At 52.7% G+C, this 11791-nt stretch carries 15 protein-coding genes; 8 read left to right on the top strand and 7 right to left on the bottom strand.

What is annotated here, in order from left to right; genetic code table 11:
* The coding region (gene rlmF, locus ENI00_RS13655) for a 23S rRNA (adenine(1618)-N(6))-methyltransferase RlmF (protein WP_304103447.1) at positions 1 to 836 on the bottom strand (836 nt) is incomplete at its 3' end.
* Between the two features lie 230 nt (positions 837 to 1066).
* On the opposite strand from rlmF, the gene ENI00_RS13650 reads away from it, so the two are divergent.
* From ENI00_RS13650 to ENI00_RS13635, 4 genes are all read left to right on the top strand, one after another.
* Complete coding sequence (locus tag ENI00_RS13650; RefSeq protein WP_304103444.1) at positions 1067 to 1735, top strand: glutathione S-transferase; 669 nt, start codon at positions 1067 to 1069, stop codon at positions 1733 to 1735.
* Between the two features lie 82 nt (positions 1736 to 1817).
* The gene (locus ENI00_RS13645; protein ID WP_304103441.1) at positions 1818 to 2195 is read left to right on the top strand and encodes a nuclear transport factor 2 family protein; all 378 of its coding nucleotides are present in this window, start codon (positions 1818 to 1820) and stop codon (positions 2193 to 2195) included.
* Positions 2196 to 2224: 29 nt separating this feature from the next.
* The gene (locus ENI00_RS13640; RefSeq protein WP_304103439.1) at positions 2225 to 2389 is read left to right on the top strand and encodes a hypothetical protein; all 165 of its coding nucleotides are present in this window, start codon (positions 2225 to 2227) and stop codon (positions 2387 to 2389) included.
* Between the two features lie 64 nt (positions 2390 to 2453).
* The gene (locus ENI00_RS13635; protein WP_304103436.1) at positions 2454 to 3773 is read left to right on the top strand and encodes a DUF2254 domain-containing protein; all 1320 of its coding nucleotides are present in this window, start codon (positions 2454 to 2456) and stop codon (positions 3771 to 3773) included.
* Here the strand turns inward: ENI00_RS13635 and ENI00_RS13630 are convergent.
* The 3 genes from ENI00_RS13630 to ENI00_RS13620 are packed head-to-tail and all read right to left on the bottom strand — an operon-like array spanning position 3752 to position 5758.
* Positions 3752 to 4369, bottom strand: coding sequence for a TPM domain-containing protein (locus ENI00_RS13630; protein ID WP_304103433.1), 618 nt, complete (start codon positions 4367 to 4369; stop codon positions 3752 to 3754). The genes ENI00_RS13635 and ENI00_RS13630 overlap by 22 nt on opposite strands.
* 54 nt (positions 4370 to 4423) lie before the next feature.
* Positions 4424 to 5200, bottom strand: a complete 777-nt coding sequence (locus tag ENI00_RS13625) for a TPM domain-containing protein (protein ID WP_304103431.1) — start codon at positions 5198 to 5200, stop codon at positions 4424 to 4426.
* The gene (locus tag ENI00_RS13620; RefSeq protein WP_304103451.1) at positions 5201 to 5758 is read right to left on the bottom strand and encodes a LemA family protein; all 558 of its coding nucleotides are present in this window, start codon (positions 5756 to 5758) and stop codon (positions 5201 to 5203) included.
* A gap of 216 nt (positions 5759 to 5974) precedes the next feature.
* Here ENI00_RS13620 and ENI00_RS13615 point away from each other — a divergent pair, with 216 nt between their 5' ends.
* The 3 genes from ENI00_RS13615 to ENI00_RS13605 all read left to right on the top strand — a co-directional run bounded on the left by ENI00_RS13615 (position 5975) and on the right by ENI00_RS13605 (position 7608).
* Entirely contained in the window at positions 5975 to 6304 is a 330-nt protein-coding gene (locus ENI00_RS13615; RefSeq protein ID WP_304103428.1) for a DHCW motif cupin fold protein, read from the top strand.
* A gap of 68 nt (positions 6305 to 6372) precedes the next feature.
* Positions 6373 to 6651: a YrhK family protein gene (locus ENI00_RS13610; protein ID WP_304103426.1), complete on the top strand. Its 279-nt coding sequence runs from the start codon at positions 6373 to 6375 to the stop codon at positions 6649 to 6651.
* 72 nt (positions 6652 to 6723) lie between these two features.
* A complete protein-coding gene (locus ENI00_RS13605; RefSeq protein WP_304103423.1) occupies positions 6724 to 7608 on the top strand; it encodes a DMT family transporter in 885 nt (294 codons plus the stop codon).
* Positions 7609 to 7744: 136 nt separating this feature from the next.
* On the opposite strand, the gene ENI00_RS13600 is transcribed toward ENI00_RS13605, so the two are convergent.
* On the bottom strand, positions 7745 to 7939 hold the full coding sequence (locus tag ENI00_RS13600; RefSeq protein WP_304103420.1) for a CsbD family protein: 195 nt from the start codon (positions 7937 to 7939) through the stop codon (positions 7745 to 7747).
* A gap of 996 nt (positions 7940 to 8935) precedes the next feature.
* Here ENI00_RS13600 and ENI00_RS13595 point away from each other — a divergent pair.
* Positions 8936 to 9856 (top strand): lysophospholipid acyltransferase family protein, encoded by a 921-nt coding sequence (locus ENI00_RS13595; protein WP_304103417.1) that lies wholly within the window; start codon positions 8936 to 8938, stop codon positions 9854 to 9856.
* 3 nt (positions 9857 to 9859) lie between these two features.
* Here the strand turns inward: ENI00_RS13595 and mltF are convergent, their stop codons facing one another.
* Both mltF and ENI00_RS13585 read right to left on the bottom strand, forming a co-directional pair.
* Entirely contained in the window at positions 9860 to 11248 is a 1389-nt protein-coding gene (gene mltF / locus ENI00_RS13590; protein WP_304103414.1) for a membrane-bound lytic murein transglycosylase MltF, read from the bottom strand.
* Between the two features lie 91 nt (positions 11249 to 11339).
* Positions 11340 to 11791: AI-2E family transporter (locus tag ENI00_RS13585; RefSeq protein ID WP_304103411.1), on the bottom strand; the 452-nt coding region annotated here is incomplete at its 5' end.

Below are 11791 nucleotides of genomic sequence, written 5' to 3'. Positions count from 1 at the left end.
CTTGTAAACCAGCGGCATTGAGTTGAAAACACCTGGCTCTCTTTTATCATTTTTTTAAGGAACATCTGTTCGCCTCCCTTACACCAAAGCTCGGCCTCCAGACCGCCAAAATTCAGAGCGGAAGCGTTCAGGCTGGAAGATGCAGGTATTTGCTCACCGCGACTACGTGCAAGGTTGTTGAGTTTACGCTGGCTGCCTTTGCGCGCTTCATCTTGCGAAGAATGAAAAGGTGGGTTGCATACGCTGACATCAAAGAATTCGCCCGATTGAATGATGCCATCGAATATACGGTTTTTATCGACTTGCCTGCGCAGTGTGAAGCAATGTTTTAGCCTGGGGTTGTGAGCAATAATAGAGGCGGCGTTCTCAAGTGATTGCGCATTAATATCACTGCCAACACAATGCCAGCCGTATATTTGGCAGGCTAGTAGTGAATATATTCCATTCGCCCCCGTTCCTATATCCAGTAGGTTGGTGCGGGGTGGGGTACCTGTCAGATTTTCAGCCGACTCGCCAAACCCGAGCAAGTCAGCTATGTAATGGAGGTAGTCGACTCTGCCGGGAATGGGCGGACAAAGAGCGCCTTCTGGAATATCCCAATCGATAATGTTGTAGTATTGCTTTAGTAGTGCGGCATTCAGGGCTTTTACCGCCAACGGGTCGGCGAATTCTATAGAAACGTTGCCATGAGCGTTTTTTTTAACGTAGGGCGCTATTGGCGGGTAACTTTTTACGAGAGCCGGAAAATCATAGCCGTGTTTGTGGAGGTTTCTCGGGTGCAGGCCTTTTTGGGTAGGCTTGGGTTGGCTATGTTTACTCCGATGGACCTTGCTCAACGTCGTGTGTCCGGGTTTTTGAATTTAAAATGACGGGTATATTGGCTTGGCCCAAGATTATAACCTTGATGCATGAGTGGGATACACCTGACAAGCGCACAAACGCGGGGTGGTCTGTGCTCTTGCGCCAAAATGCGCCAAAAGCCTCAAGGTAAAATGCGGCTCCGGTGGTAAAGTGAGCACGGTGTTGTGAACGTTCCGGGGCAACTAAAAACAGATTGGAGAACTCAATGATTACCGTTCATCACCTGAATAATTCCCGATCACAGCGAATTCTGTGGATGCTGGAAGAGCTTGAGCAACCTTATGAAATCAAGCGCTATGAACGGGATTCGAAAACCATGCTGGCACCGGACAGCCTGCGCAAGGTGCATCCCCTTGGGAAATCCCCTGTCATTACAGACGGCGATCTTACGATTGCTGAGTCCGGCGTTATCATTGACTATCTGGCCCACACCTACGGCGATAAAGCCTCCTTGCCAAGTCCTGGAACTCAACAGTGGATTGACTACAATTATTGGCTGCACTACGCCGAAGGCTCGCTGATGCCGTTTTTACTGATGCGCCTGATATTCGAAAAGGTGAAAACCAGCCCCATGCCGTTTTTTGCAAAGCCGATTGCCAAAGGTATAGCGGACAAGACGGGCAAACAGTTTATTGGTCCGCAGATTAAAAACCATCTCGATTTTATCGAAGCGCATCTGGGCAAGAACACATGGTTTCTGGGGGACGACATCAGCGCGGCCGATTTTCAGATGAGTTTTCCGCTGGAAGCTTCGGTAGCGCGGGGCATCGTCGGGCCCGATCGCCCGAATATTCGAAAGTACGTCAAACACTATCAGGAACGTGCTGCTTATCAGCGCGCGCTTGAGAAAGGCGGTAAGTATGATTTTGCCTGATGGGATGGGTTCGCAATGGTTTATAACATTAACGCGCATCCAGTAATTCAAGCCATACCCGTATTAGAAGTGGAGCCTATTCATGAAGCCGAAAGATATCGTGGCGCAGTTTATCGCTGACATCCACGCCCAGCGTTTTGATGAGGCAAAGGCCTTGCTGGTTACTGAGGGGTTTGAATATGTGGGGCCGAATATGCGCTTCCTCACCCCGGACGACATGATGTCCTACCCGTTCGGTATGGCAGCGATTCAGAAAGACCTGATTCTTCGCCAACTCAGCGCCGACGGCGAACACGTGTTTGCGATTCTGGACTATCGGACGAATTTTGAACTGATTGGGGACGTGCGGCTTGCAGTCTGGTTTCGTGTTCGAGGCGATAAAATCCAGACGGTGGAAGCCTTCTACAATGCGGCCGTTGTTGAAAACATGCTGGGCGGAAATTTTCCGTCAACCAGCTAAAACAAAGTGTAGTTAACCGGGAGAACACAGTGAGCAAGAAACCCGCAAAGGATTCCGTAACAACGACCACAATTGAGGAGCAAACCGCGGCCTTCCTGAAGTCCGGCGGAACAATTCAATACGTTGTCAAAGGCACAAGCGGACAGGTCGCACCTGAAGGTTCGAAGCAGATTAGTTCGAAAAATAACGGATGATTATCAACGGGCGTTGTGCGCTCCTAAAACGCGAGAGCCTGATTGATTCAAGGCCCGGCCTACGATGCTGAGTGCGGATCGGCTGCGCTTCGTCTTCAGTCGCATCAAAGAGCGTTTGTGGGTTAAGCCGCTGATGCTCAGTGGGCTTTCTGTTGGTGGAGCATTCATCGCCAAGTTGGCGGACAATCTCGGCTTTTCCGGGGTATTTCCCGAGGTTTCCCTGGAGTCTGTCGAGTCATTGCTGTCCATTATGGCGTCAAGCATGATGGTTATTGCGACGTTCGCGGTGGGCTCCATGGTTGCAGCTTATGCCTCTGCCAGCGCCAGTGCGACACCTCGTTCCATACCACTGGTCATTGCTGATGACGTTACCCAGAACGCGCTGTCTGCGTTTATAGGCGCTTTCATCTTCAGCATTGTTTCCCTGATTGCCATCCAGAATCAGATGTTTGATTCTGCCGGGCGATTTGCGATCTTCGCGCTAACTCTTCTGGTGTTCGCCATTGTTGTCATCACGTTCGTTCGCTGGGTCGACAGAATCGCTCGGCTTGGCCGGGTGGTGAACACTATTGAGCAAGTCGAAAAAGCAGCCGGCGACGCACTGGATCGTCGTCGCCACGCGCCAACGCTGGGCGCTTTGACCGTCTCTCCGCGTCAGGCTGAGGGCAAAGGGTTGCCTGTATACTCGCCAACAGTAGGCTATGTTCAGCACATTGATCTGGAGACGTTACAATCTCACGCTGAAGCGCTCAAATGCCACGCGACCGTGACTGCATTGCCCGGTACATTTGTGTGCGCAGGCCGACCGCTGCTTCGTATTGATGAAGGCCTTGACGAGCTTCTTGAAGGAAGCGATGAAGAGAGCCAGGCGTTCAAGCCAGACGCCTTTGCCAGCGCCTTCACGATCAATCCGAATCGCACGTTTGACGATGATCCTCGATTCGGGCTTCTTGCGCTGTCTGAGATCGCCGATAAGGCTTTGTCGCCGGCTATCAATGATCCGGGAACCGCGATCAACGTCATTGGCGCACTGGTACGCCTGTTCACGTTGTGGCAATCCCCGCGTGAAGAAAACGCATTACAGAAGATCACTTATGACCGTGTATCGATTCCGGAATTGGTGATCGAGGACATGTTCGACGATGCCTTTACGGCAATAGCCCGTGACGGTGCGGGTCTTGTTGAAGTGTCTATTCGGCTACAGAAAGCCTTTTGCGCGCTGGCCGAAACCGGCGATGATGCGATGATCACCGCTGCCAAAAAACATTCGCGGATGGCTCTGGACCGCTCGAAGCACGCCCTGTCTCTTCAAGACGATATCGATGCGGTGGTTGCAGCGGCCTCGCCTTTGTCACTTGGCCTTCAAGACAAAATCACCAGATGATTGGGCAGCTCATTCTTTTGGCGGGTGGCGGGCACCTGCGCGGCCAGATGCTTGCCACAGGCTTCGATGCAGGTGATAAAACCCTGTAGCGTTTCGCCCTGCTTAACCTGCTCTGTGAAAACCGCAATGATGGCTTCCCAGGCGTCATTGTCTATTCGGCTGGAAATGCCCTGATCCACCAGAATCTCGACGTAGCGTTCGGCTTCAGAAACGAAGATCAGCATGCCCGTGGCGCCTGCCGTGTTGTGCAGATTCTGCTCCAGAAACTGGCGCCGGGCCAGATTGGACGCGCGCCAAAAGCGTACGGAGCGAGGAATCAGCCGCACGTTGATGCCGGGTATCCGGAATACCAGACTGAGCACAATAAACACAGCCCACTGGCCAAGCAATAACATGTCGGCGGCCAGCCAGCCCGTAAAATAATTGATGATACCGGGAATCAAAAGCGCAATGAGGCCGGCCCAGAGTAGGGGAATGTAGGCGTAATTGTCTGCCTGAGCGGTCAGCACGGTCACCATTTCAGCGTCTGTTTCCCGTTCGACCGCACTGATAGCAGCCGCGACCTTTTCCTGTTCTTGCTCGTTCAATAGTGTCATGGGGTATCGCTTTTTAATGGATTAAAGGCTGTTCTCGCGTTGAATGTTGTGTTGTTACCAGCCGCCGGAGGCACCTCCGCCGCCGAAGCCGCCGCCCCCACCGCCAAAGCCACCACCCCCGAAACCGCCGCCGCCACGGCCGCCCATGCTGGCGCCCAGCAACGCGCCCCCTAACAATGCTGCGCCCCCGCGACCGCCACGGCCCCGGCCACCACCAATGAAGTAAATCACGGCCATTATGATTATAAAAAACAGCGACACCAGAGAAGCCTTCGGCTTTTCCCGGCTAGCGCCGACGCTCCGGCTCGGTATGGCCAATGGCTCACCCCCCAGAACTTTCACCATGGCGGCGACGCCGTTGCCAATACCCTGCTCAAACTGACCCTGCTTGAACGCCGGAGTCATGATCTGGTTGATAATCGTGGCAGACGCGGCGTCGGTAAGGCGCCCCTCCAGGCCATAGCCCACTTCAATTCGAATCTTTCGTTCTTTCTTGGCAACGATGAGCAGGGCTCCATTGTCTTCGCCTTTCTGGCCAATGCCCCAATGTCGTCCCAACTGGTAGCCGAAATCTTCTATCGGGTAGCCCTGCAGATCAGGCAGTGTGACCACAACAACCTGTTCCTTGGTTGCCTGTTCGTGGGCCTTGAGCATCTGCGTGATCTGGGATTCGGTGGCTGGGCTGAGCATCCCGGCCTCGTCCACCACGCGGCCACTCAGCTCGGGGAATGTCGGAGTGGATTGGGCGACGGCCGCTGATGCCGGCAACAGGATCAGCGCAAAGAGAGCGACAACGGAGTAACACGAAAAACAGCGCAGCAAAAACCGCATTTAAAACGTCACCTTGGGTGCTTCGTCAGCGTTTTGCGTGGTGGCTTCGAAGTTCTCACGTCGTTCCATATCGCTGTAAAGCATGCTGTGCCAGATTTTGCCAGGGAAGGTGCGAATTTCAGTATTGTAGCGCTCTACTGACTGGATAAAATCGCGTCTGGCCACGGCAATCCGGTTTTCTGTACCTTCGAGTTGCGACTGCAACGCCAGGAAGTTCTGGTTGGATTTCAAGTCAGGGTAACGTTCGGATACAACCATCAATCGACTCAACGCGCTGCTAAGTTCGCCCTGCGCTTTTTGAAATTGCTGGAGCTTCGCGGGGTTGTTAAGAATACTTTCATCAACCTGAATGGACGTTGCCTTGGAGCGGGCCTCGATAACGGCCGTCAGGGTCTCTTTTTCCTGCTTGGCAAAGCCTTTGACTGTTTCTACAAGGTTGGGCACCAGATCCGCCCGGCGTTGATACTGATTTTCAACCTGCGCCCAGGCGGCCTTAACGTTTTCGTCGTAAGTGGGAATGTTGTTAATGCCGCAGCCGCTCAGCAGAAACGCCAGCATCAGCAGCGCCGTCAGTTGCCGCACCGAGCGCAGAGGTGTATAGAGAGATGTACAGAAGGATGTATAGGCTGGCAGCGTTTGCATGGTGTCGAGATTCCCTGAAGATGGACGAGGCACTTAAGCTAAGAGCCGCGAATGTGGGAAAGGGTCTCACATTCAGCTGCGCCAAAACAGCCAGACGGTTCTTGCAGGTGATATATTTAAGGAGAAGTGCTATTGAACATTACGGATTTACCTTTCGGGGTGACCGACTGGTCCGACGTTGAGAAGACCGAACACTCTGCAGATCGAGGCGTCGCCTATTGGAAGACTCGACACTTCGGCGATATTCGAGTGCGTATGGTGGAATACAGTCCAGGCTATTTGGCGGATCACTGGTGTGCCAAGGGGCACATACTTTTATGTCTGGAGGGCGAGCTTCACACCGAACTGGAAGACGGCCGGCGCTTCGTGCTCAGCCCTGGTTCAAGCTATCAGGTGGCAGACAATGCCGAACGCCACCGTTCCTCAACTGAGCAAGGCGCCACGCTGTTTGTTGTCGACTGAACCGACATAGCCAGGCCTGTGTGGCAGTTTCTTCTCCTGTTCCTTTCCTATAGATCAAAGGTTTTGCGATGAACGACGAGCAGCGTATCGACAGCCCACTTACTATTACCATCGGTCATGAGCAGTTGGTTATTCGGCGGCGTTATGAAGTGGTCAGTATTATTAACGATTTTTTCATAGCGATCTGGTTTCTTCTGGGGAGCGTGTTTTTCCTGTATCCGTCTATGGAAAAAATCGCGGTCTGGCTGTTTATCGTTGGTAGCTTTCAGTTTTTGATCCGGCCATCAATACGTCTTTTGGCCCACCTCCACATACAACGGGTGCCTGATAGCCACTGGGAACTGTAATAATTGAGGTGTAGGGTTAGTCGGGCCGTTCAGCGCTCGTTGTAACGTGAAATTGCCAGGGAGCCCGCCAACGTGTCTGCTACGCGTATCATTTTTCTCACCACGCTCTCCATGCTGGCGTTTGCGAGCAATTCGGTGTTGGCCCGTGTGGCTTTGAAATATACCGATATCGATGCGGCCAGTTTCACGTCGATCCGCTTGATTTCGGGAGCGATTGTGCTGTTGCTGGTGGCCGGCTTCAGAAGCAGGTCAGGCGATGGTAAGGGAAGCTGGTGGTCGGCGGCAGCTTTGTTTACGTACGCAGCGAGCTTTTCGTTTGCCTATGTGAACCTGTCTGCCGCCACCGGTGCATTGCTGCTGTTTGGCGCTGTGCAAGCCACGATGATTTTTTACGGGTTGTGGGTGGGCGAGCGGCTGGTGAAGACGCAACTGGCGGGCCTTGTGCTCGCGTTCGGCGGGCTTTTGATGCTGTTTTTGCCGGGTTGGTCGACCACGCCACCACTGTCCAGTTCGCTGCTGATGATGGGAGCGGGCGTTTGCTGGGGGATTTATTCTCTGCGCGGAAAAGGTGCAGGCGACCCGCTCCGTACAAGCGCTGGAAACTTCGCCCGTGCGGTTGTTTTCACGGCCGGATTAAGCGTTTTGCTGCTGGACAGGCTTTCTTTGGATAGCGCGGGCGTCGGTTATGCGGTTGCCTCGGGCGCACTGACGTCCGGGCTGGGGTACGTTATCTGGTATATGGCAATGCCGTCACTCAAGGCCACGAATGCCGCCATCGTGCAGCTTAGCGTTCCGGTGATTGCCGCTGCAGGCGGCATTGTGTTTTTAGGCGAACCCATAACGTTACGCCTGACATTGGCCTCCAGCGCCATACTCGGTGGAATCGCCTTGGTTATTATAAAAAAGCGAACACCCCGGGTTGATGCTCAAGGCACCAAAGCCCAGATATCCCACTAAGCTTTAACGTGAATCATAAAAAAAGCCGGTTCTCTGAAACAAAGAGCACCGACTTTTTATTAGCTAGACTATTTATTTGCTTAGCTAAGCACTAGGCATTCGCTTAGCTATTTATTAGCTTAATTCGGGCAAAAAATCAGGAGTTGGAAAGCTTATCCCATTCTTTCTCCGCTTCATCCTTTTTCATGCCGTACTTTTCCTGGACCTTGCCAATAAAGTGGTCTCGGCGACCGGCTATTTGATCGACATCATCATCGGTTAGCTTGCCCCAGCTCTCGCGGACCTTGCCTTTTAATTGCTTCCAGTTACCTTCGGCGATATCGTTATTCATAAAAGCTTCCTCGCTTAGATGAGGCGGTGTATAAAACAAAACACCGCGGGCACGTGAACGGAACCGTTAATCTTTCTGATTTATGCAGTCGTTCATAGCGTGTGTAATTACATTCGCACAGGCGCTGTTTTTTAACAACCTGTTGAGGGTTGCGATTTATTCATACTTTGATGGCACAAACACTGCAGAACATTGTAGATAGGGTTATCAAGGGCGAGGGTAGAATGGGGTATCGCGTCGATTGCCCGGTATTCGAGCGATGGTGTTGCGCCCCGCAATAAAAATATTTTCTCATGCAGGGCATTATGCGGTGGAGAGACATTAACAAATAAGGGTTAATAATCGAACGGCTATTATTTATTAATTTCCTAGTACATTAGTGTCGCTTTTCTTTGATTTCTTTACCGCTTTTTTTTCCTTTGCCGTTAAAAGTGGTTTCTTTTTAGAGTCCTTTTTTTTGTCTTGCCCTTTGCTCATGACGTTTGCCTCTGGCATCTGCATCGAAACCAATGAAAACTGCCCTTTCGATGCTTGTTAACCTCAGTATGGCCCTTATCCCGTGTAACTGGAAGAACTAGTTGGTTCTCACAAAATTCGTTTTTGGAGCAATGGCCAACATATTTTGAATTGAACATTCAGGTCATGCGAAGGCTACTTGTGACATAAAGCTTTCATGTTAGCTAAAGCTACAGGTGACAGAATGGCACACCGAATTATGTGAGGATTGTTCCGAATGCCGTTAAACTGGCTGCGAGCTCGTTGTGCTTTGTATGAGGCGAAACGACGCGGAAAGACCGCACGCCATTTGAGGCCATACTCCAGTTGTATGGAATGGCAGAAGACGACGTTGATTTCGGCTATTGCTCAACTCAGTACAAAATGCGGTCTCGTTAGCCCGCGGCTAACGCAAGCTGGCCCGGTTGTTCACAAATGCAACTACAATGTTTATCCCGAATGTGACAGGCTGATTGTCCGTTCGAGAACAGGCAACGTTGTATGGCCGTATCTGCCAACAAAATCAAACCACGACTGTGGCACATGCGTCTATGGCCGTCCTGGGTGTTGGTTTTCACGTTATACCTGTTGTCGTTTTTGCCGATGGCCGCCAAGCAGCAACTGGGAAAACGTCTGGGCCGTTTATTGGAAGCCAGGCTTAAATCCCGGGCGCGTGTCGCTGATTGCAATCTTGCCACCTGCTTCCCCGAGATGAGCAACGAAGCCCGAAAACAGCTGGTGCAGGACAGTTTTATCGCCTGCAGTCGTGGGTTTCTGGAGAGTACACACGCTTGGTGGCGAGATATGTCGCTTTACTGTGATGCAGCGGAGGTGCAGGGGTTGGAGCATCTCATAGACGCCCGAAGCAAAGGAAAAGGCGTGCTGTTAATTGGCGGCCACTACAGTATTTTTGACTTCGCTTTACCGCTGGTTGCCTGCCATTTGAAAAACCCGGGATACGTATACCGGGCCAACAAAAATCCGGTTATTGACCGTATGATCGAGAATGGTCGTCGTCGTCATTTTGGTATTCGCCCGTTCGCCAAGCGAGAACTGCGGCCGATGGTGTCGTTTCTGAAAAAAGGCGGAGAAATCTGGTTCGCGTGCGATCAGGATTTTGGTGGGAAAACCGAGCTTTTCGTACCATTTTTCGGCGTGGACACTGGATGCATTACGTCACCGAGCTACATTGCCAAGGTATCCGGCGCCTCGGTAATGTGTGTCAGCCATTTGCGAATGCCCCATGGCGGCTATCGCGTGGTGTTCTCCCCGGTACAGGTCGAATTCGGAGCCGATAAACAAAAAGATACCGAGGTCTGGAATCGATATATTGAGAACACCATTCGTGAACAGCCCGATCAGTATCTGTGGCTGCACAAACGCTTTAAAACCCGCCCCAAAGGGGCGGGCAACGTCTATTGAACGCTATTCGAACGCCTCGCTGATAACGTCGCGATAGTTCCGGATGCGCTGCACATAGTGCACTGGCTCATAGCCCCGGGCGTAGCCGTAACGCGTACTCGGGTAGTAGCGCTTGTCAGCTTTCAGCGGCAATACTTCTTTCATGTCATCCCACGAATCCGGATTCTTGCCCAAGTCCCGCGCCAGTTGTCGGGCGTCCAGAAGATGGCCGCGGCCAATATTATAGCTTGCCAGTGCGAGAAACGTGCGGTCCGGTTCCGGAATGGTGTCTGGCAACCGACGGTGGCGATCGGCCAGGTAACGGGCACCACCGTCAATGGAGGCGGTAGAATCCAGACGATCCATCACGCCAAGAGATTCTGCTGTGTTCCGTGTCAGCATCATAATGCCGCGAACACCGGTGGGTGATACCGCGGTAGGATCCCAGTGGGATTCCTGATACGCAAGCGCTGCCAGCAGGTCAGCCGGCATGCCAGTGGCAGCCTCAGCTTCGGAGAAGCGGTCAATGAAGTCAGGAAGGCGATCCTCAATCCGGCGATTGAGCGCCCTGAGGTCTACAAAATCGAACTCGCCAATGTACGCGTAATAACGGCTCTCGACGTAACCTATGGCTTCGTCGCCTGCTGTGCTGTTCATCCACTCGCGCGCGGTTCCTGCAAGATCATCGGAACCTGCCGGCAAATACCATCCCAGGTTGTTGCCTTCGGTCAGGTTCATAGCCACTTCAAGATTCGGGAAGTGTCGGCGCATTACCTGCACAATGTTGGAGTCAGCCACCGTGCAGTCGATGTTCTGGCTGGCAACGTCTGATAGCAGTATTTCGGTGGTTTTTTCATCCTCTTCGGTAAACGTGATGCCGTCGTTTTCGCTGGCAAGTTTGTTCAGCGTTTCCACGTAGCTGGAGTCGGCGGTCACCGAAATACCAACGCTGGACATGTTTTCCGGTAATCGGGGCATCGGGCGCATCTCACGATGGCACACCAGCTGTTCGGTAATTTCTGTGTGGGCAGGACCACGGGTGAACTTTTTGGTACGCGAGGGCAGGTGAGTCAACCCGGCTGCTGCCAGGTGGGTGTTGCCGGAATCCAGAGCCTTCAGTACGTCGGCGGTTGAATCGTACATCGTCCAGTTAACCGTCCAGCCCTTGCTGGCGGCAAATTGCGTGACCAGGCTGTACTCTGGCCCCGTTGGATTTTCGTGGCGGTCAAGGTAATAGGTGGTGGAACCATTACGTGTGGCCACTTCCAGTACACCGCTAACGTCGGGTGATACCAGCGGTTCTGATGGTTTGGTACTGGCTGCAGCGCCAGAATCGCCCTGGCTGCAGCCAGTCATAATCGTGAACGCAAATGGAAGCAGTGCTACCTTGAGCCTATTGAGCTTGCGAGTCATTAAAGACCTCAATGTTGGTTGGCGACGTTTTTGTAAGTGGTTATACGTGCCGCCAAAGCAAACGTATCATTGTGATACGGATGCGAGACGTCTATTTGCCCAGCAACTCCCCTAAAGGACGCAGGTTTACCACATGATCACACAGGGATTTCACGATCATTAATATGGGGGTTGCGATGATCAGCCCGATGGGCCCCCAGAGCCAGCCCCAGAAAAGCAGCCCGATAAAGATCACCACGGTGTTGAGACTTGAAACCTGACTGGTCAGCCAGGGTGTCAACAGGTACCCCTGAATGCTGGTGATGACCATCGAGGTGCCGGCCACAATAAGCGCCATGTCCGCTTCCCCGAACTGGATAAAGGCGGCCACACCGGTTCCTATGAGTACAAGAAAGGGACCGAGATAGGGGATCCCGCTGGCTATACCGGCAACAACACCCCATAACAGCGCCTGCTCCACGCCAAGGGCCAGGAACGCCAGCCACGTCAGTACGCCTACAAACAAAGCGCCGAGCAGCATCACGAACAGGAAGCGCCGCACCT

The organism is Marinobacter antarcticus, assembly GCF_011049865.1.
Lineage (GTDB): Bacteria > Pseudomonadota > Gammaproteobacteria > Pseudomonadales > Oleiphilaceae > Marinobacter > Marinobacter antarcticus_A.
The sequence above is the reverse complement of the archived record's forward strand: the minus strand, read 5'-3'. Positions and strand labels throughout refer to the sequence as shown.

Excerpts from the sequence above, each read along its gene's own strand:
- ENI00_RS13650 (WP_304103444.1), top strand. The coding sequence starts at position 1,067 with ATGATTACCGTTCATCACCTGAATAATTCCCGATCACAGCGAATTCTG.
- ENI00_RS13645 (WP_304103441.1), top strand. The coding sequence starts at position 1,818 with ATGAAGCCGAAAGATATCGTGGCGCAGTTTATCGCTGACATCCACGCC.
- ENI00_RS13635 (WP_304103436.1), top strand. The coding sequence starts at position 2,454 with ATGCTGAGTGCGGATCGGCTGCGCTTCGTCTTCAGTCGCATCAAAGAG.
- ENI00_RS13630 (WP_304103433.1), bottom strand. The coding sequence starts at position 4,369 with ATGACACTATTGAACGAGCAAGAACAGGAAAAGGTCGCGGCTGCTATC.
- ENI00_RS13625 (WP_304103431.1), bottom strand. The coding sequence starts at position 5,200 with ATGCGGTTTTTGCTGCGCTGTTTTTCGTGTTACTCCGTTGTCGCTCTC.
- ENI00_RS13620 (WP_304103451.1), bottom strand. The coding sequence starts at position 5,758 with ATGCTGGCGTTTCTGCTGAGCGGCTGCGGCATTAACAACATTCCCACT.
- ENI00_RS13610 (WP_304103426.1), top strand. The coding sequence starts at position 6,373 with ATGAACGACGAGCAGCGTATCGACAGCCCACTTACTATTACCATCGGT.
- ENI00_RS13600 (WP_304103420.1), bottom strand. The coding sequence starts at position 7,939 with ATGAATAACGATATCGCCGAAGGTAACTGGAAGCAATTAAAAGGCAAG.
- ENI00_RS13595 (WP_304103417.1), top strand. The coding sequence starts at position 8,936 with ATGGCCGTATCTGCCAACAAAATCAAACCACGACTGTGGCACATGCGT.
- mltF (WP_304103414.1), bottom strand. The coding sequence starts at position 11,248 with ATGACTCGCAAGCTCAATAGGCTCAAGGTAGCACTGCTTCCATTTGCG.